This is a genomic window from Melioribacter sulfuriphilus, from assembly GCF_051488685.1.
Taxonomy (GTDB): domain Bacteria; phylum Bacteroidota; class Ignavibacteria; order Ignavibacteriales; family Melioribacteraceae; genus Melioribacter.
On record NZ_JBPSEH010000004.1, the window covers coordinates 237,637 to 256,644 of the forward strand.

At 37.4% G+C, this 19,008-nt stretch carries 15 protein-coding genes; 10 read left to right on the forward strand and 5 right to left on the reverse strand.

Annotated elements, in window-relative coordinates; genetic code table 11:
- Positions 1-48: 48 nt before the first annotated feature.
- Positions 49-1,014: an ROK family protein gene (locus ACSSV9_RS07505; RefSeq protein WP_437346625.1), complete on the forward strand. Its 966-nt coding sequence runs from the start codon at positions 49-51 to the stop codon at positions 1,012-1,014.
- 1 nt (position 1,015) lies between these two features.
- On the opposite strand, the gene ACSSV9_RS07510 is transcribed toward ACSSV9_RS07505, so the two are convergent.
- The 4 genes from ACSSV9_RS07510 to ACSSV9_RS07525 form a co-directional block, all read right to left on the reverse strand.
- Complete coding sequence (locus tag ACSSV9_RS07510; protein ID WP_437346626.1) at positions 1,016-2,968, reverse strand: ABC-F family ATP-binding cassette domain-containing protein; 1,953 nt, start codon at positions 2,966-2,968, stop codon at positions 1,016-1,018.
- A gap of 8 nt (positions 2,969-2,976) precedes the next feature.
- Positions 2,977-5,196, reverse strand: coding sequence for a type IX secretion system anionic LPS delivery protein PorZ (gene porZ, locus ACSSV9_RS07515; RefSeq protein WP_437346627.1), 2,220 nt, complete (start codon positions 5,194-5,196; stop codon positions 2,977-2,979).
- Positions 5,197-5,296: 100 nt separating this feature from the next.
- Positions 5,297-6,118 carry a PHP domain-containing protein gene (locus ACSSV9_RS07520; protein WP_437346628.1) on the reverse strand — a complete coding sequence of 274 codons (822 nt, stop codon included), beginning with the start codon at positions 6,116-6,118 and terminating at the stop codon, positions 5,297-5,299.
- Between the two features lies 1 nt (position 6,119).
- Positions 6,120-6,800 carry a Crp/Fnr family transcriptional regulator gene (locus ACSSV9_RS07525; protein WP_437346629.1) on the reverse strand — a complete coding sequence of 227 codons (681 nt, stop codon included), beginning with the start codon at positions 6,798-6,800 and terminating at the stop codon, positions 6,120-6,122.
- Between the two features lie 321 nt (positions 6,801-7,121).
- Here ACSSV9_RS07525 and gap point away from each other — a divergent pair, with 321 nt between their 5' ends.
- The 4 genes from gap to ACSSV9_RS07545 all read left to right on the forward strand — a co-directional run bounded on the left by gap (position 7,122) and on the right by ACSSV9_RS07545 (position 10,817).
- Positions 7,122-8,180: a type I glyceraldehyde-3-phosphate dehydrogenase gene (gap, locus tag ACSSV9_RS07530; protein WP_437346630.1), complete on the forward strand. Its 1,059-nt coding sequence runs from the start codon at positions 7,122-7,124 to the stop codon at positions 8,178-8,180.
- Between the two features lie 92 nt (positions 8,181-8,272).
- A complete protein-coding gene (locus ACSSV9_RS07535; protein WP_437346631.1) occupies positions 8,273-9,472 on the forward strand; it encodes a phosphoglycerate kinase in 1,200 nt (399 codons plus the stop codon).
- A gap of 117 nt (positions 9,473-9,589) precedes the next feature.
- On the forward strand, positions 9,590-10,510 hold the full coding sequence (locus ACSSV9_RS07540; RefSeq protein WP_437346632.1) for a rhomboid family intramembrane serine protease: 921 nt from the start codon (positions 9,590-9,592) through the stop codon (positions 10,508-10,510).
- Positions 10,488-10,817, forward strand: a complete 330-nt coding sequence (locus ACSSV9_RS07545) for a hypothetical protein (protein WP_437346633.1) — start codon at positions 10,488-10,490, stop codon at positions 10,815-10,817. The genes ACSSV9_RS07540 and ACSSV9_RS07545 overlap by 23 nt, the downstream gene beginning before the upstream one ends.
- On the opposite strand, the gene ACSSV9_RS07550 is transcribed toward ACSSV9_RS07545, so the two are convergent.
- Positions 10,810-13,353, reverse strand: a complete 2,544-nt coding sequence (locus ACSSV9_RS07550; RefSeq protein WP_437346634.1) for a RecQ family ATP-dependent DNA helicase — start codon at positions 13,351-13,353, stop codon at positions 10,810-10,812. The genes ACSSV9_RS07545 and ACSSV9_RS07550 overlap by 8 nt on opposite strands.
- A 145-nt stretch (positions 13,354-13,498) precedes the next feature.
- On the opposite strand from ACSSV9_RS07550, the gene ACSSV9_RS07555 reads away from it, so the two are divergent.
- The 5 genes from ACSSV9_RS07555 to ACSSV9_RS07575 all read left to right on the forward strand — a co-directional run bounded on the left by ACSSV9_RS07555 (position 13,499) and on the right by ACSSV9_RS07575 (position 18,897).
- Positions 13,499-14,446, forward strand: coding sequence for a 3-hydroxyacyl-CoA dehydrogenase family protein (locus ACSSV9_RS07555; RefSeq protein WP_437346635.1), 948 nt, complete (start codon positions 13,499-13,501; stop codon positions 14,444-14,446).
- Between the two features lie 9 nt (positions 14,447-14,455).
- On the forward strand, positions 14,456-15,673 hold the full coding sequence (locus tag ACSSV9_RS07560) for an acetate/propionate family kinase (RefSeq protein ID WP_437346636.1): 1,218 nt from the start codon (positions 14,456-14,458) through the stop codon (positions 15,671-15,673).
- A gap of 151 nt (positions 15,674-15,824) precedes the next feature.
- Positions 15,825-16,616 carry an SDR family oxidoreductase gene (locus ACSSV9_RS07565; protein WP_437346637.1) on the forward strand — a complete coding sequence of 264 codons (792 nt, stop codon included), beginning with the start codon at positions 15,825-15,827 and terminating at the stop codon, positions 16,614-16,616.
- A gap of 1 nt (position 16,617) precedes the next feature.
- Positions 16,618-18,171, forward strand: coding sequence for an NAD(P)/FAD-dependent oxidoreductase (locus tag ACSSV9_RS07570; protein WP_437346638.1), 1,554 nt, complete (start codon positions 16,618-16,620; stop codon positions 18,169-18,171).
- A gap of 552 nt (positions 18,172-18,723) precedes the next feature.
- Positions 18,724-18,897, forward strand: a complete 174-nt coding sequence (locus tag ACSSV9_RS07575) for a hypothetical protein (protein ID WP_437346639.1) — start codon at positions 18,724-18,726, stop codon at positions 18,895-18,897.
- Positions 18,898-19,008 lie beyond the last annotated feature (111 nt).

Consider the following 19,008-nt stretch of genomic DNA (forward strand, 5'->3'; position numbering starts at 1 on the left):
TAAAAAATCCACTAGACTAAAATCGATAAATTGAAAAGGGAGATCTTCATGCCGCAAGAATTTATTATATCCGTAGACCTTGGAGGCACAAAAATTCTGACCGCATTGATCGATAAAGAAAATAATATTAAATCACGTATTAAAATTCCGACTATGCTAAATAAAGGAGCTGATGGGTTGGTCGATGCAATTTCAAACTCTATTGCTACAATTATAAGAGATAATAAACTATCGCAACGAAATGTTAAAGCTGTTGCTCTGGGTGTACCCGGCACGGTGAATCCTTTTACAGGCATAATCGATACAGCACCCAATCTTGGAATCAACAATTTTAATATAAAAGATGCACTCACTTCAAGAATTTCACTACCTATTTTAGTTGAAAATGATGTTAATCTTGCCGGTCTCGGCATTAAAAAATTTGAGTTTCATGACAAAATTAAGAATATGCTCGTAGTGTTTATTGGAACGGGAATTGGAGGCGCTTTGTTCTTCGACGGTAAAATTTATAGAGGCTCAAGTTTCTATGCAGGCGAAATTGGGCATATGCTGGTGGACAAAAAAGGCGCACTTGCAACTAAGCCGAAAAGAAGGACTTTTGAAAAAACTGCCAGCAGAACGGCAATCGAAGAAACAATTATCAAGGAAATTAAGAGAGGAAAAAGCTCCATACTCAAAAGTCATATCGATGCCGGTAGAAAATTGAAAAGTAAAATGCTGCTGGAGGCATTAAAAAAACAGGATAAACTGACGGTGAAAGTTTTATCCAGGGCTGCAACTGTTACAGGTACAGTTCTCGGTAGTCTTACAACTCTTCTAAATTTCGATACGATTGTGCTGGGTGGTGGAGTGGTGGAAGCAATGGAAGACTTCTGGCTTCCAATAGTTAAAGCTTCGTTTTACAACAGCGTTTTGCTGGCACCCGGAAAAGTTGTCGAAATCAAAGCAACAAAACTCGGCGACGATGCTGCAATCTACGGCGGTATAGCTCTTGCTGAAGAATTTCTGAATTAATTTAATTGAGTTGTTCTTTATATTTTTCTTCAATCGATTCAAGCTGTGAAAACAATTCAGTCCATTCGTTAAAAATCAAGTCGAGTTCTTTTTTGACATTGTTATAGCTGATGTTTTTTTCTTTTAACATTACCGGGTTGTTAAATATTTCGGGAGTGGCAAGTTCTTGTTCCAATTCAAGTTTGCTTTTTTCCAGTTCGTTTATTCTTTTTTCGTAATAATTGAGTCTTTCTTTCAGTTCTTTGGTCTCATTATATTTTTGCTGTCGTAGTTCTGCTTCTTTTCTTTTATTTTCTTTCCGTGTTGATTTATTTGATTGAATCTGTTTTGCAGATTCTTCAATGGTCTTTTCTTCTTCTCTTCTCGATAAATAATATTCTATACCACCATAGTGAACTCTAAGTGATTTGTCTCTCAATTCATAAACTTTGCTAACTATTGGTTTGAGAAAATCGATGTCGTGCGAAACTATGATAAGAGTACCGTTGAAATCAATAAGTGCGTTTTGCAGGACTTCTTTTGATGAGTGGTCGAGATGGTTTGTCGGTTCGTCCAGAATTATTAGATTGCTTTTTGTAAGCAGAAGCCGGGCTAAAGCAAGTCTACTTTTTTCCCCTCCCGAAAGAACTTTTACTTTTTTAAATATCGAATCACCTGTAAAAAGAAACGATCCGAGCAACGACCTCAATTGTCCAGGAGTAAGCTGGTCGTTTACAGACTGCAATGAATCGATAAGGTCTTCCTCGCCATTTAAAGATTCAGTTACTTCCTGTTCGTAGTACGAAACTAAAGTATTATGGCCGTATATTACTTCACCTGCAGAAGGTAAGATTTTCTTTGCAATTATTTTTGCAAGGGTTGTTTTACCAGCTCCATTAGGACCGACTATGGCAATCTTTTCGCCTCTCTCTATTTTAATATCAATATTTTCAAGAACGCTTATGTTTCCGTACGATTTGAAAATCTTTTTTAATTCAACTGGAACAGCTCCGCTTTGTTCGACTTCTGGAATGCGAAAGTTGATTTGCTTTTCTTCGTCTTCGATTTCAATTCTTTCGATTTTTTCCAGTTGCTTGATGCGACTTTGAACCTGACGCGCTTTTGTGGCTTTAAATCGGAATCTTTCAATGAACCTTTCAGTTTCTTTAATCTTCTTCTCGAGATTTTTTTCCGCTTCTTTTAATTGTTTTTCTCTTTCCTTGCGGAATCTTAAATACTGCTCGTAAGTACCAGGAAAGAAATTGATTTTTCTGTTGAAAATTTCGAGAGTTTTATTGGTTACGTTATTAATAAAATGTCTGTCGTGAGATACAATTATTAAAGCTCCACGGTAATTATTGAGGAAGTTTTCGAGCCACATTAAAGTGTCGATATCGAGATGGTTTGTTGGTTCGTCCAGTAAAATTAAATCGTTTTCTCCCAATAGAATTTTAGCCAGTTGAATTCGCATCTGCCAGCCGCCAGAAAACTCTTCAGTCCGACGGTCAAAATCGGTATTCTTGAAACCCAGACCGGTAAGAACTTTTTCTGCACGCGCTTCCAGCGAGTAATAGTCGTATTGTTCCTTGCGATGATGTATTTCTCCTAATTCCTCGATTAGCAATCTCTTTTCATCTTCGAGTATTTCAGTAGATTCCAGTTGAGAAATTATCGAAGCTTCTTTTTCTTCGAGTTCTTTAATATCGGGCATGGAGGACTTTACTTCCTCGAGAAGAGTCCTTCCCTTGAAACTTATTAGTTCCTGCGGCAGATAACCAATTCTTATCCCTTTCTGAATAAGTACTTTGCCCGTTTCAGATAGCTCTTGTCCGCAAATTATTTTCAACAGAGTTGATTTACCCTTGCCGTTTGACCCAACAAGAGCAATTTTATCGTTTCTGTTGATTTTAAGGCTTACGTCTTCGAATAAATTTTCACCAGTAAATTGAACGGATAAGTTTATTATGTCGATCATAAAAAATCTTATTTCCGAATTACTGCTATTTTTGAAACCGCAACGTTGTTGGCTTCTCTGTCGTATGCAACGATTAAATACACTCCCGAAGAGACGTACTTGCCATCGTTATCTTTACCGTCCCAATATGCAATCCTTCCGCCCGGTGCTTTAAAGTCTCTGACCAATTGGTTGTTTATATCAATTATCTTGATATAAGAATCGTCAATTAGACCATCGATAATTAAAGTGTTCTCGGAAGAATTATCAATTATAAAAGGAGAGGGATAAGCAAAAATTTCGCCAAAAGATTCTAAAGGCTGTAAAAATGTAGTCTCAATTTTTACAAGACCATAATCTGTACCTGCGTAAACAATTCCTCTCTTTTTGTCGATTGTAATTGAACGTATCATGTCATCGGGTAACGGACTGTTAAGCGATGTAAAATAATTGATCACTTCGAATCCGTCAGATGATAGTTGTAACAATCCTTTATTGGTGCCAACCCATTTCTGGTCGATGGCATCTACAGCTATCGAGGTTACAGAAAGTCCTCGTAGTGAAGGTATGGAAATATTTAATACGGACGGATTCGATGGATCGGGTATAATGTTCATCCCGAGACTTGTACCGACCCACAGTTGTCCTCTGTTGTCAACTTTGAGTGCAGTAACTGTATTAGTAAGTAGTCCATTTGTCTGACTAATATAACCTTGTATGTCGTCGTTAGTATTTGAAAAAGTGCTGTTTTCGTTATAATAATAAAGTCCAATTCTTCCGGAAAACAGGCGGAACCATTTTGTATCAAACTGGTCAATTTCCAGTTCGTATGTCAATTCGTTCGAAGTCAAGAGTGGTTTTGTGTACGAATAACCGTACCAATTGCCTTCTGTTGTTAATACATATAGTTGTTGCAGGAATGTGTTCTGTAAATTTGTCAACCAGACATTGCCTTTTGAATCTTCTTCGATATCTGTAATTACTACAAAATTTGGGTCACTTGGAATGCCTGCAAGTGGACTGTTCCCAGCGTTGTAAGCTTCTAAAGAGCCATCTTTATAGATTGCAAATCCCTTTCCCCAGGTGCCTAAATATACTGCCTCAGAAGTTCTGGAAGCTCGTACACTGAAGACGTCGTTTGTCTGAAGTGATGGAAATTTCTGGTAATTCACCACGTCCCAATGATTTCCGTCAAATACCATAGCACCAATTCCCTGACCATCTTTACCCGTTGCAATCCATAGATTGCCTTCAATATCTACGTCCATATTCAAAAAAGAATTGCTTGCCGGATTGTCCGGCTTGATTATTTTTTCACTTCCGTTTGAAAGTTCAATTACTCCGGATGTAGTACCTAAATAAATTTTTCCATTATAAACAGCAACCGACGTAAGTTCGAAAGAATTATTATTGTAGATCAATGATACTTCGGAACCATCGTAGAGGTAGAGCGAATTTTTCGATGCGGCATAAATCTTTGTATTGTCTACGTAGAAGTCGACAACAGGAACGGCTTCTAATGTTAAAATGTCCCACGACGTGTTGTATTGATAAATACCGTTATCTGTAGCTGCAATAACTTTGTCGGAATAAAGATCGAATTTTCTAATTGTACCAAAAGAACCTGATGAAGATGATGTATAATTAAGCCACGATTCTGGTGCAACGAGATTTGTTGAACCAGGCTTTTGAACAGCTATTCCAGAAGAAGTAGCTGTGAAAATTCTTTCATCTTTGATTACTGCACTGACATTAATCTCCGACGAAAAATTCCCGAATTTTGTAAATGTATCGTAGAGTGAATAATTATTTTTATTAATCAATACAACGCCGAAAGACGTGGCGACAAAAATTGTGTCGCCTTTAGCATAGAGATTATTAATTCTTTTTTGTGATTTGTCGGATTTATAGATATCCAGAATATTTTTAGATGCTCCACTTTCGATGTCGTAAAAAATGACAAAGCCTTCGACTGTGCCGAGCCAGATTTTATTATCTGTATCGATAAATATTGATGTGAAATTCTGGCTGTTGATGTTATCCGCTTTGTTTATAATAACAAAAGATGAATCTTCCGGATTGTATAAATAAGCTCCGCCTGAAGTAGCAACCCATATTCCGTTATCAGAGGTCATTAGATCAACAACATTATCCATATTTGAATAGACTTCCCAATTCAATATGTTCTGGGCATTAAGATTCGCATAAACAATAAATAATAAAAAAATGCTTTTGATAAGTTTAACCATATTTCACCGCAAGTTATAATAATTGGTAGTAAAAGATAATATTTAAACCCAATAATTTCATTTTAGGAAAATATAAAAGGGATGAAAAAAAAGAGTAATATCAGGCGGTATTCCTGTGAAGCATATTTCTCATTGCATCAAGGTGATTGGGGGCTAAGTTATATTTGCCTAAATTTCCTTCGTCATTTTTTTTGCCACCATGGAAATCGGAACCCCCGCTTTCGAGTAGACAATATTGATTTACGATTCCCTTATAAAAAGCGATTTGATTTTCGTTGTGGCTCGGATGGATTACTTCGATTCCGTCGAGACCTGCTTCAATAATATTGACCAAAATTGATTCTTTTATAAAGCCCGGATGGGCTATAAACGAAAGTCCACCGGCGTCTTCGATTAGTTTTAAAGCGCTTTGAGGAGAAAAATGAATTTTCCTTTCGTATGCCGGTCCTCTGTCGCCGATATATTTTTCGAATGCTTCAAAGTAATTGTCGATAATACCAAGGTCAACAAGTGTATAAGCGATGTGAGGCCGGCCGATAGCGGAATTTTTAGCTCTCTCAATTACGTCGTCAATTGTAATATTCATACCGAGACTTCTCAGTTTTTCAACAATCCTTTTTGCTCTGTGGTAACGTTCTTCCTTAAAAAAAGTGAGGCATTTTTGAAGCTCTTTGTTTTTATAGTCGATAAAATATGCCAGTAAATGGACTTCCACATTATCGATGTCGGTACTGATTTCGAGTCCTGGAATTACTTCAACGCCCAGGTCCTTTCCGCATAGAATTGCCTCTTCGAGTCCATCGATTGTATCGTGGTCAGTTATGCTTATTGTGCGTAGACCTTTTTCGTAAGCCATCTGAACAATTTCCTCAGGGGAATAAGCACCGTCGGAGTAGGTGGTATGAATATGTAAATCGATCATCTCAGCCGTAGAGTTCCTTGAATTTTTCGTAATCTACAATTCTTATGTTTGGCCCATCGATCTCGATTAGACCTTTTTTGGCAAAGGAATGAAGTGTCCTCGATATTGTTTCTCTGGAAGTGCCTGCCATATTTGCGATATCCTGCTGTACCGGTAATTTTTCGAGTTCGACTTTCCCGTGTCTTATTTTACCGATACTTTCTGCCAATTCAAGTAAAACGGTGGCAACTTTTCCTTCGGCGTCTTTGAGAGAAAGTGCTTTTATTTTTACATTGGCGGCTCTAAGTCGATTCGTAAGTTCTTCGAGTAGTGCCAGAGCAACTTCGTGATGTGTTTTGAGCAGGTCGATAAATTCATTCCTCTGAATTATGAAAATTTCTGAATCTTCAATTGCCGTAACAGTGGCCGACCTTGTTTTCCCGTCGAGTATTGCCATCTCTCCAAAAAAATCATTGTCAGAGAGGATCGATAAAATAACTTCTTTGCCGTCCTCGCTTGTACGCGATACTTTTACTTTTCCTTTGAGCATTATAAAAAGGGCTGTACCAGATTCGTCTTCTTTCAAGATTACTTCATTTTTGGAATAGATCTTACGCGTACCCGAGTTCTCAATACTTTTTAAAGTTACATCGGGTAAATTCGAGAAAATCGGCACATACTTAAGGAAACTTCCCGATTCCATAGCCCTTCCTGAAGTTAATTTCAGAATGATTGCATAAAAATAACTTTTTGTAAGCCTTTTGACAAGTAAATTTCTTAGACGTAAAGAACAGAGTAAATATTTAATGGATGGATCAAATACTCATAATCATATTTAAATGAACTGCCACCTTCTCCTAAATTAATTAGAATGATTTGGCAGAAGAGTTTAACTAAAACGGTTAATGTAAAAATTCTGTTAAAAAATTACAGAATTTTAATATTGTTAAATTGAAAAAGGGGAGATAATTATCTATATTTGTGTCCGAATTTTATTCACATATTCGTAATTGGAGGATAAATTATGGCAGTAAAAGTAGGAATTAACGGATTCGGAAGAATCGGTAGATTAGTACTAAATGTACTTGCCGAAAAAGGATACCTCGGTAAAGAGGTAGACGTTGTTGCAGTTGTAGATATCAGCACCGACGCAAAATACTTTGCTTATCAACTAAAATATGATTCCGTCCACGGTAAATTCAAAGGTACTCTCGGAAGTGAAAAGAGCGACCCATCGCTCGAAGCAGACGATGTGCTCGTCGTAAACGGACATAAAATCAAATGCATTATGGCTCAGAAAGATCCTTCCCAATTGCCCTGGAAAGATCTGGGAGTTGATATTGTCATTGAATCGACCGGTCTGTTTACAAGTTCCGATAAAGCAAAAGGACACATCGATGCCGGTGCTAAAAAAGTTTTAATTACAGCTCCCGGAAAGGGCGATGTAAAAACTATCGTTATGGGTGTTAACGATGATTCATATGATCCCGCAAAAGACATTATTGTATCAAATGCTTCCTGCACAACTAATTGTCTTGCCCCAATTGTTCACGTATTAATTAAAGAAGGAATTGGTATCGAAACAGGATTGATGACTACAATTCACTCGTATACAGCTACTCAAAAAACTGTCGATGGTCCTTCGAAAAAAGATTGGAGAGGAGGTAGAGCTGCTGCAATTAATATTATTCCTTCAACAACCGGAGCAGCCAAAGCAGTTGGACAGGTATTACCATCGACAAAAGGTAAATTAACCGGCATGTCGTTCCGTGTACCAACAGCAGACGTTTCCGTTGTCGACCTTACATTCCGCGCCGAAAGAGATACTTCAATCGAAGAAATCGATCAGTTGATGAAGAAAGCTTCCGAAACATATCTCAAAGGTATCCTCGGTTACTGCAACGAAGAAGTTGTATCGACCGACTTCATTCATGATGAACGCTCGTCGATTTATGACTCGCTGGCAACTCTCCAGAATAATTTGCCTGGCGAAAAGAGATTCTTCAAAATCATTTCCTGGTATGATAACGAATGGGGTTATTCCTGTAGAGTAGTAGATTTACTCATTAAAATGATTAAATAAATTCGATCAGCTTTAAGAGAGACGCAGTTGACGGCTAAGTACCGCGCTGCGTCTTTTTTATATCGACTCAAGTAAATCGATTGGAGGATAAAATGAAAAAACTAAGTATTGACAAAGTAGACCTCAAAGGGAAAAGAGTACTGGTTCGTGTCGACTTCAATGTACCTTACGATGAGAACATGAATATAACAGACGATTTAAGGATTAGAGCAGCATTGCCGACAATTAAGAAAATTATTTCCGAAGGTGGAAAGGCAATTTTAATGAGTCACCTCGGCAGACCAAAGGGCAGTCCCAATCCAAAGTATTCATTAAAACCGGTTGCTGTCCGTTTGAGCGAACTACTCGGTAATGAAGTGAAATTTGCTACCGATTGCATTGGAGATGAAGTTAAAGCAATGGCAGATTCTTTGAAGGAAGGCGAGGTTTTATTGCTGGAAAATTTACGTTTTCATGCCGAAGAAGAGAAAAACAACCCTGAGTTCTCTAAACAGTTAGCCAGTTTGGGGGACGTGTATATAAACGATGCTTTCGGAAGTGCACATCGCGCTCATGCTTCAACTGAGGGAGTAACTAATTATATCAATATCTGCGCAGCTGGATATTTAATGCAAAAAGAATTGGACTATCTCGGTGGTGCCATTGCCAATCCCGAGCGTCCATTTACGGCTATTCTTGGCGGTTCTAAAATTTCGGGTAAGATCGACGTTATAGAAAACCTACTGCCGAAAGTTGACAATCTTTTAATTGGCGGAGGAATGGCTTATACATTTTACAAAGCGATGGGTTATGAAATTGGCAAATCGCTTCTCGAGGAAGAGAAAATTGAACTTGCCAAAGAGATGCTCGAAAAATTCAAAACATCAGGTAAAAATGTTTTGCTGCCGAAGGATAACGTAGTTGCTCCGGAATTTAATAACGACGCTCCTTCTGAAGTTGTGGATTCCGATAAAATTCCTACAGACAAAATGGGGCTCGATATAGGACCTAAAACAATCGAAGCTTTCAAGAAAGTTATCTTAGAAAGCAAAACAATTATATGGAATGGACCGCTTGGAGTTTTCGAGTTTGATAATTTTGCCAAAGGTACATTTGCAATTGCCGAAGCGCTTGCAGAAGCTACTTCAAAAGGTGCCAAAACCATTATTGGAGGTGGCGACTCGGCTGCTGCTATTAAAAAAGCAAATCTGGAAGATAAAGTATCACACGTTTCTACAGGAGGTGGCGCTTCGTTGGAATTTCTGGAAGGCAAAGTGTTGCCTGGTGTCGCTGCATTGAATGACGACAATTAATTGTTCCTGCCGGGGCTGACTCGTAATTTCTGAGTCAGCCTCAATTTAAAACCCTCAACGCTGGGCATTTCTCGTAAAAAAAAATTATTTTCGTATATAAAAAAGAGTGATAAATAAATGGGACTTGATTCAAGAGATTATTATCGACCGTCGGGTTTCGGAGGTTTTTCTTTCTTTCCGAAAGTCATAAAGAATTTACTAATCATCAATATTGTAGTTTTCTTAATACAATTGATATTCGAGAATTTTACTTTTGGCGGTATTCCCGGATGGTACTACCTGAATAGATATTTTGCATTGAATCCAATTACGGGATTTGACCAGCTGGGCGAGCCTTATAATTTCCAGATTTGGCAATTTATAACTTATCAATTTATGCACGGCAGTTTTACCCACATTCTATTTAATATGTTTATGCTCTGGATGTTTGGTATGGAAATAGCAAATATTATGGGTCCAGGAAAATTCTTAGTTTTTTATCTGGCATGTGGAATTGGCGCGGGTTTGTTCCAGATTTTTTTATCGCCGTTGTTAGGTTCAGTTCTGGCTCCAACAATCGGCGCCTCAGGGGCAGTATTCGGTATAATGATTGCCTTTGCAATGTTTTTTCCCGATAGATATATTTTATTCTACTTTCTTATTCCTATCAAAGCAAAGTATTTAATTGCAATTCTTATCTTATTTGAATTCGTTTCTGTCAACGAGCCTACAATTGTAGCTCATCTGGCTCATATTGGAGGAGCAGTTACCGGATTTCTTTTCGTTGTGCTCGACAGGAATTACAATTTTAGATTTAATAATCTCTTTAATTTGTTCAGGCGAGACAGAAGATCTGGAAGTACAACTAAATTCAGAAAACCACGTAAATTTAGAGAAACTGAAATAGAAGAAGCGGAGTTCTACGAACTCGATTCCGATAAGGAAGAAATTACACAGGAAGAGATCGATAGAATTCTTGATAAAATAAGTCAAAGCGGATATCAGAACTTGACAGAACGTGAGAAGAGAATTCTTTTTGAAGCCAGTAAAAGAAAATAAAATTTTACTGCTGGCATTATTTTTCCCTCTCGCATTGTTTTACGGATGCAAACAAAATAACCTGCCGGAGGATCAAAAAGCTGCAGAAGTGTATGTCCATTTATTGATCATAAACGAAAAATATGGCGCAGAATCCGATTCCTCTAAGATCCTTAAGGAACACGTTTTCAAAAAATATGAGATGCACGAAAAAGAGTTTGAAGATTATTTAAAAAGCCTCGAAGAAGATAAAGATAAGTGGGAACTTTTTTTTAATTTATCCGAGGAATATTTAGACCGCTTGAAAAAGGAAGGCAATTTTAACTGAAGCTTTTTCTGGCTAATGCAATTCGTAATTTTGAGTAACTGATCTTGCCATCGAATATTTTATAAAGCTGTTTTAAATCTCGTATACCTTCGTCGATCTTTTCGTTAATTATTTCGAGTTCCCCTTTGTCGAAGAGATAATCGGTTTCCAATTCAGGTAGGATGCTAATTAGTGTTTCGATCTGGAGAGAAATTACGGATTCTGGCAAGCCTGTCATCGATGATATATCCTTTAAAGAATATCTTTTTTGAACGAATTCATAAATTTTCCTGAAATTTTGAGGCAGATTTCTGTCGGAAAGTTTCTTTTCTAAAGTATTCTCCTTATCAAAAGTTTTTATTACAGTAATTATTTCTTCGCCCAGTTTGTTGTACATATATTTAGTAAATCCGCGTATCGACATCAATTCGGCATAAGTAGAAGGCTTCCGGCGAGATATTTCAATCAAAACCTCGTCGGGACAAATCATATATGTGGGCTGATTGAATTTTCTGGCAGCTTCTTTTCGGATTTCTTTCAATTTATTCATTAGAACTAACTGATGTTCATAATCTTTAAAATGGTCGCTTTTCTTGTCTGCTTTTAATTTTACAAGTCCTTTATTCCAAACAATTTTATTCTCGTTTTGCAGATCCGTAATCGAGTTCTCAATTTCCAGTTGTGTAAAGTGCGTGCAGGCAGCATACGAAGTGTAATTTCGATAGTTCGAGTCTGAGCCTATTAATATTTTTATAAGTGTTGGTGGATCTAAAGGTTCGCCGCATTCGCGCAGAACACTTAGAATATGTCCCTTAATATAATCGTTGTCGGATAATTCAATTTTAACATTAGTACAATTATCACATTTGCCACACGTGTAACTTTCATTTTTTTCTCCAAAGTAATCGAGTATAAATTTCATACGACATTCATTTGTATTAGCAAAATCGATCATTCGTTGCAATTTTGTTTTGTGGTGTTTAATCAAGCGCTCGTTGTCCGTAAAGTCGAAGTTCAGCAGATCATTTCGAAGCCTTTCTTTAATAAATTTAATTTCGACGTGGGGTGTGGGCTTTGTAAAATTTATTATACCGCATCGATCGAAAAGTTCGAGATTTTCTACAATCTCTTTTTCTGTAATGCCTAAAATTTCTGATAACTTTTTTATGTTAATCTCTGTTTTGCGAATAAATATTTTTTCTTTATAAAGTTTTATTAGCAAATATAGAAGGTCTTTAAGCTCATCGTTTTCGAGTCGACTTGCAAAGTTTTCAATTCTTTCATACGGATAGGAAAAAAACGCATAATACTTGCTCGAATTGCTTTTCTCCTGCTTGAGGTAGCCGGATTTTTCCAGAATTTTTAAAGAAGACTCAAGTAGAGCTTTATTAATATTATGCTTTTCAAGAAAAGCGATTAATGCTGGCTCAAGGAGTATCGGTTTATCTGGAAATCTATTTAAAGCAATTCGATGATGATCGCAAATTGAATTATAGACGAACTCGACATGACTTCGGGTGGGAAAAGAATTATTGATGAAATATTCCTGAATATTAATATCTTCTTCGTCGAATAATAAAAAAATATTTGAAGGCTTGCCATCTCTTCCAGCCCGTCCAATTTCCTGGTAATAATTTTCGAGATTACCGGGAATGTTATAATGTATAATTGTTCTAATGTCGCTTTTATCGATGCCCATCCCAAAAGCATTAGTGGCAATTATTATTTTCGTTTTGCCTTCAATAAAGTCGTCCTGAATGATTTTTCTCAATTCGGTTGTTAATCCAGCATGATAGTAAGAAGAAGTAATTCCATTGTCTGTCAGAAATTTGGCCAGTTCCTCGGAGTATCTGCGCGTTGCCGTATAAACTATTGCAGGCAACTCATTTCTTTCGAGTAATTTCAGAAGGGTTTCTTTTTTCCTCAGAGTTTTTATAACGTGAAGATGCAAATTAGACCTTTCAAATCCGTAGACAAAAACACGTGGGTTGTTCATACCTAATTGGGTTACAATATCTTCTCGCACGTCTTCTGTGGCTGTTGCTGTAAAAGCAGATATTTTTGTAATGCCGGCATATTCTCCAAAATTTCTTATTTTCCTGTAGCTTGGTCTAAAATTGTGTCCCCATTCACTTATACAGTGAGCTTCGTCAACAAAGAGATAAGCAGGTTTTACACTTCTGATTTTTTCTTTAAACTCATTATTGTCGAGTTTTTCCGGTGCAACGTAAAGCAGCTTTATTTTCCCTGAATCAATTTTATGATAGATCGAATAGGTTTCTCTGAGATCGAGAGTGCTGTTAATAAAAGCTGCAACCTCTTGTTTAAGATTGATCGCATCCACCTGGTCTTTCATCAAGGAAATTAGAGGTGATATTACGATCGAAAGTGAGTCGGAGGCAAGGGCTGGAATTTGGTAGCAAATTGATTTCCCGCTGCCTGTAGGCATTATAGCCAGCGTATTTCTTCCTTCGAGGATCGAGTCGATAATTTCTTTTTGTCCTGGTCTGAAATTTTTGTAACCGAAAAATTCAGTTAAAATCTCCTCGGGTTTCATAATAAAGTGGTTCGAATTCTCATATTTGATTTGTTTTTTTTAGATTTAATAAAATGCCTACAAATAAGATAACAAATTTATCTTATTTCTTATTAAATTGTTGGTACGAATTTTGTAATTGTTCGCAAAAAAATTAAGGTAAAAAATGTCAGAAGAAAAATTACGTCTCGAAGATCTGTTGGGCAGTAAAGTAGCCAACGGCGATAAAGAGAAAATCGATTATGTTGCGATTATAGGCGGTGGCTTGATGGGGCAGGGGATAGCGCAAACCATTTCGGCTGCTGGCATCGATGTGGTTATAATCGAAAAGGATGAGGAACGCTGCAAGAAGTCACAGGAAAGTCTTAAAGCTTCGATGGAAAGGGAAATTTCCAGATGGGCAATGACACAGAGTGAAATGAAATCGATTCTCAGCAGAATAAAATGGACAACCGACCGCACGGAAATTCCCGATTGCGACCTGATTATCGAAGCCGTTGACGAAAATTATGAATTGAAAAAACAGATTTTCAAAGAACTCGATGAAATTGCTAAACCCGATACTATTTTTATTTCGAATACTTCAACGCTGAGTTTGACTAAAATAGCCGAAGTTACAAAAAGGTCAGATAAAATTATTGGAATGCACTTCCTGAATCCTGTGCCGAAAGTTCCACTTGTCGAATTGGTACGTGCACTCGAAACCTCCGACAAGACAGTCGAAATAATTAAGAAATTTGCAGCACGTATCGGTAAAACACCAGTTCAAGTTTATGAATATCCTGGTTTCGTTACAACCCGTGCAATTGTTCCCTTGCTTAACGAGGCGATGTATATATTGCTCGAGGGGATTGCTTCGGCCCATGATATCGATACTGCCATGAAACTCGGTTACAATTTTAAGATGGGTCCGCTTGAAATGGCAGATACGATGGGACTCGACGAAGTCCTCGCATGGATGGAAACTTTATGGCATAGTCTGGGCGAACCACGTTACAGACCATGTCCAATTCTTAGAAAACTTGTAAGAGAAAGAAAGCTCGGCAAGAAGACAGGTGAAGGCTTCTTCAAATACGACGCCGATGGGAAAATAATTACTTCAATGATGAAATAGAGGTTTGAAATGAAGGTTCTGGTATTAAACAGCGGTAGTTCTTCAATTAAATATCAATTTTTCGACACAGACCAAAAGATTGCTCTTGCAAAAGGAATGGTAGAAAGAATTGGAATGTCGAGCGCAGTTTTAACTCATACACCTCACGGTAAAGAGAAAATAAGGATTGTTGGCGAAATCCTGGACCACTCGATAGCTATTGAATATGTAATTGCAGTATTACTCAGTCGTAACCACGGAGTAATTAAGGATAAAAAAGAAATTGATGCTGTAGGCCACAGAGTTGTTCATGGAGGTGAAACTTTCTCGGGCTCTGTTCTTATTACCGACCAGGTAATGAATGCAATAAAAGAAAATATTGAGCTGGCACCATTACACAACCCCCCAAACATCAAAGGTATAAATGCAACCAAAGAACAACTTCCTGATATTCCACAGGTAGCTGTATTCGATACAGCATTTCACGTTCAAATGCCCCCGAAGGCATTTTTATATGGTATTCCTTACGAGTTGTACAGAAAGTATAAAATTAGACGTTACGGTTTTCACGGCACATCGCATAGATATGTATCCGAAAGAGCCGCAGCAATATTAAATCGTCCAATCGAAGAACTCAAAATAATCACAGCCCATCTGGGTAACGGATGCTCAATGGCTGCGGTCAATTATGGCAAATCGATCGACACAACAATGGGCTTTACCCCTCTTGAAGGACTTTTAATGGGTACAAGGAGCGGTGATATGGACCCATCAGTCATTCTTTATATAATGGGTAAAGAAGGGTTGTCGATTTCGGAAGCAAATACTTTGTTGAACAAACATAGCGGATTGATAGGACTCAGCGGCGAAAGCAGCGATATGAGAGAGATTGAAAATGCTGTTCTCGAAGGGAATAAAAAAGCCAAAAATGCTTTCGATGTTTTTACTTACAGGATTAAAAAATATATCGGTGCTTATGCAGCTGCAATGGGTGGTTTAGATGCAGTAGTATTTACAGGCGGTATAGGAGAAAATTCCGCTATGGTAAGAAGAGACGTCTGTGCAGATCTGGAATTTCTCGGAATTAAACTCGACGATAATTTGAACCAGAATCCAGTGGGCGAGGCAATTATTTCGTCTGGAGATTCCGGGGTTAAAATTTTACGTATACCAACAAATGAAGAACTTGTGATTGCACTTGATACTGAAAAAATTGTTAGAGAACAGATGAACAACCTCCCCTCTTAAACCGGTTTCCTCATAATGAGGAATTCTTCATAGCATGACCTCCTTAATTTGTTAGATGCAGGCTCGTTTGAGCCTGCTATTTTTTTATAATTACCACAAGTATTATTTTTCACATTCATAATTAAAGAAATTAATCGACGAGAGGTACTCAGTGGAACTTTTTTTAAAAGGGAAAACCGTACTGGTTACTGCCGCCAGTATGGGTATTGGAAGAGCAACGGCAGAATTGTTTATTAAAGAAGGGTGCAAAGTTGCCATCTGCTCGCGTAATAAAGATAATCTGCTTAAAACCGTCTCTGAAATCCGCAACATATTTAACGTAGAACCGATGTGGGTTGTCTGTGATATTAATAAGAGCGAAGATATTGAAAATACAGTTAAGAAAGTTAAAGAGGAGCTTGGAAGTATCGACATCCTTGTAAACAACTGCGGAGGTCCTACACCGGGTTTCTTTGATAATCTTGACGACAAAAATTGGGACGAAGCGTTTCAACAAGTGCTGATGAGCGCTGTAAGATTTACTCGACTTGTACTTCCTGGAATGAAAGCAAACAAATGGGGCAGAATAATTAATATTACATCACTTTCAGTAAAACAGCCCGTCGACAATCTTGTATTATCAAATTCATTTAGAAGCGCATTAACAGCATTCGCAAAGACTTTGAGTAATCAAGTTGGAAAATTTAATATTACTGTAAATAATGTTGCGCCTGGATATACGTTAACTTCCCGACTCTACGAATTAGCCGTCGTAAGAGCCAAAGAGAGCGGCGTTTCGCATGAAGAAATTTTATCTTCGATGGCAAACGATGTGCCGATGAAACGTCTCGGTCGACCGGACGAGGTGGCTTCTTTAATCGTATATTTGGCCTCCGAACAGGCAGGTTATATTACCGGTTCGACCATTGCCGTCGATGGCGGAATAATAAAATCGACCTATTGACATGAAAAAAGAAATTGAATTAATAATCGATCCGGATAACATCTATAATTATGAGTTTATAAGAAAAGAAGCAGCAAAAAAAATTCACACGGATATTAATGAAATCAGTCATGTATCGATAATAAAACGTTCTATAGACGCACGTCGACAAAATCCTGTTTATAAAATAAAAGCAATTGCCTATGTAAGAGAAGCACCGTTTGAAGATATTATTAAATTCGATTTTAAAAATGTTGAAAAAGGAAAAGCTGTCATTATTGTTGGTTTCGGTCCCGCTGGAATGTTTGCTGCTCTCCGTTTTCTTGAGCTTGGTATAAAACCTATTATCCTGGAAAGAGGGAAAGACGTTCGAAGCAGAAGAAGAGATTTAAGAGCAATTCAACAATTCGGAGTTGTCAATCCCGATTCCAATTACTGCTTTGGTGAAGGCGGCGCAGGTACCTACAGCGATGGCAAATTATATACAAGATCGACGAAGAGAGGGGATGTTAAAAGAATTTTGAATCTTCTTGTTTATCACGGCGCACAATCCGAAATCTTAATTGACTCGCATCCTCATATCGGATCTAATATTCTGCCCAAAGTTGTTGCAAACATCAGAGAAACAATTCTAAAGTACGGAGGAGAAATTCATTTCAATTCACGTGTAACTGATATAATAATTGACGATTCGCATATCCGGGGAGTGATAGTAAATGATGAGAAGGAATATGTTGCAGATGCGGTAATATTATCCGTAGGTCATTCCGCGAGGGATATCTACTATTTACTCGACAAAAAAAAGATACTGTTGGAACCCAAGCCTTTTGCAGTTGGAGTAAGAATTGAACATCCACAAAGTTTAATCGACAGCATTCAATACCACACAAAAAAACGACATCCAAATTTACCCGCGGCAAGTTACAATATCGCCTGCCAGGTTGATGATAAAGGCGTTTACTCATTCTGTATGTGTCCCGGTGGTATAATAATTCCGGCATCTACTGCACCGTCAGAGCTTGTACTCAATGGAATGAGTTTATCGAGACGCGATTCTCCATTTGCAAATTCTGGACTTGTTGTAACCGTGGATGAAAACGACTGGGTGAAATATAAAAATGCAGGAGTCTTTGCTGGACTGGAATTTCAAAAATCGATAGAAATTGCTGCATTTGAAGCAGGTGGAAAATCCCAAAAAGCCCCCGCACAGAGAGTTGTCGACTTTTTAAAAGGGAGAGTATCCGACTCACTTCCAGATACTTCGTATATTCCAGGCACAGTTTCATACGACTTGAACGAATTGTTTCCTGAAAGAATTAAAAAGAGTTTACATGAAGCGCTTCTTATTTTTAATAAAAGAATGCCAGGTTATATTTCTTCAGAAGCCCAAATTTTAGCTGCTGAAACCAGGACGAGTTCTCCTGTGCGCATTCCGAGGGATAGAACAACATTAATGCATCTTCAAATTGAGGGACTTTATCCTGCAGGTGAAGGAGCCGGCTATGCGGGTGGAATTGTTTCTGCTGCTATCGATGGCGAAAAAATAGCCGAAGCAGTTGCTGATTATATTATTTGAAAATGTTTGGCTTACAATACACATCTAATTTTTTGTCAAAAGGCAGAAAAAATTTTTCAAACTTCGTTGTAGATTCATATAAACTCATATGCACTTTCTGCAGTTTACTAAAATATTATTCTTACGGAATCGATAAAATGATTTTGTTAAATTGCCTGTAGGAGAATTGTATTCGATATTTTTTATTCCCGATTGTATTACAGCTCATAAAAAGTTTACGAGTTCACAAATCCATTATACAATACGTTCAATTGTAATTAAGATGTGCTGTTTATATATGAGTTACTTCTCGATTGCTTTTTATTCAGGAAGTCAATTTCTTAGCTTTCAAGTGGTGCCTTGAAAGGTCGCCTATTTTATTTGGAAATGATAAAATTTTATTTTAAGAGGGTGTCAGGATAAATTGAGCAATTTAAAATAAACAATTATAATTAGTTCTTATTACTCAGGAGCAAAATCATATCTGGTGAAGCAAACAATAACATTTATTTTTCTTAATCGGCAAAATAAACCGCTTAAATAGAGGGACATGTCATTATTTTTTAATAATTAATGTCACTCGGCAATCTTCAAGCACAGCCGTATGTAAGTCAGGGCGTCTATTCCGTAAAGCTCCGATCTCGTAAGAAAGTAGAACAAATGATGGTAGTATATTCAATCTATATCGTTTCAAATTACAAATCGGATATTTCTTTGTTGATAGTTTCTACACTGCCGTTTCATTAACATATTATGGATACGACGTACGTAATTATGGCTATGGTCCAGAATTTAATTATTATTTTGACCTTAATGAAAGATTCAAACCTTATCTTAGAACAGAGACTATTTTATAGA

Excerpts from the sequence above, each read along its gene's own strand:
- ACSSV9_RS07505 (WP_437346625.1), top strand. The coding sequence starts at position 49 with ATGCCGCAAGAATTTATTATATCCGTAGACCTTGGAGGCACAAAAATT.
- ACSSV9_RS07510 (WP_437346626.1), bottom strand. The coding sequence starts at position 2,968 with ATGATCGACATAATAAACTTATCCGTTCAATTTACTGGTGAAAATTTA.
- porZ (WP_437346627.1), bottom strand. The coding sequence starts at position 5,196 with ATGGTTAAACTTATCAAAAGCATTTTTTTATTATTTATTGTTTATGCG.
- ACSSV9_RS07520 (WP_437346628.1), bottom strand. The coding sequence starts at position 6,118 with ATGATCGATTTACATATTCATACCACCTACTCCGACGGTGCTTATTCC.
- ACSSV9_RS07525 (WP_437346629.1), bottom strand. The coding sequence starts at position 6,800 with ATGGAATCGGGAAGTTTCCTTAAGTATGTGCCGATTTTCTCGAATTTA.
- gap (WP_437346630.1), top strand. The coding sequence starts at position 7,122 with ATGGCAGTAAAAGTAGGAATTAACGGATTCGGAAGAATCGGTAGATTA.
- ACSSV9_RS07535 (WP_437346631.1), top strand. The coding sequence starts at position 8,273 with ATGAAAAAACTAAGTATTGACAAAGTAGACCTCAAAGGGAAAAGAGTA.
- ACSSV9_RS07540 (WP_437346632.1), top strand. The coding sequence starts at position 9,590 with ATGGGACTTGATTCAAGAGATTATTATCGACCGTCGGGTTTCGGAGGT.
- ACSSV9_RS07550 (WP_437346634.1), bottom strand. The coding sequence starts at position 13,353 with ATGAAACCCGAGGAGATTTTAACTGAATTTTTCGGTTACAAAAATTTC.
- ACSSV9_RS07555 (WP_437346635.1), top strand. The coding sequence starts at position 13,499 with ATGTCAGAAGAAAAATTACGTCTCGAAGATCTGTTGGGCAGTAAAGTA.
- ACSSV9_RS07560 (WP_437346636.1), top strand. The coding sequence starts at position 14,456 with ATGAAGGTTCTGGTATTAAACAGCGGTAGTTCTTCAATTAAATATCAA.
- ACSSV9_RS07570 (WP_437346638.1), top strand. The coding sequence starts at position 16,618 with ATGAAAAAAGAAATTGAATTAATAATCGATCCGGATAACATCTATAAT.
- ACSSV9_RS07575 (WP_437346639.1), top strand. The coding sequence starts at position 18,724 with ATGTCACTCGGCAATCTTCAAGCACAGCCGTATGTAAGTCAGGGCGTC.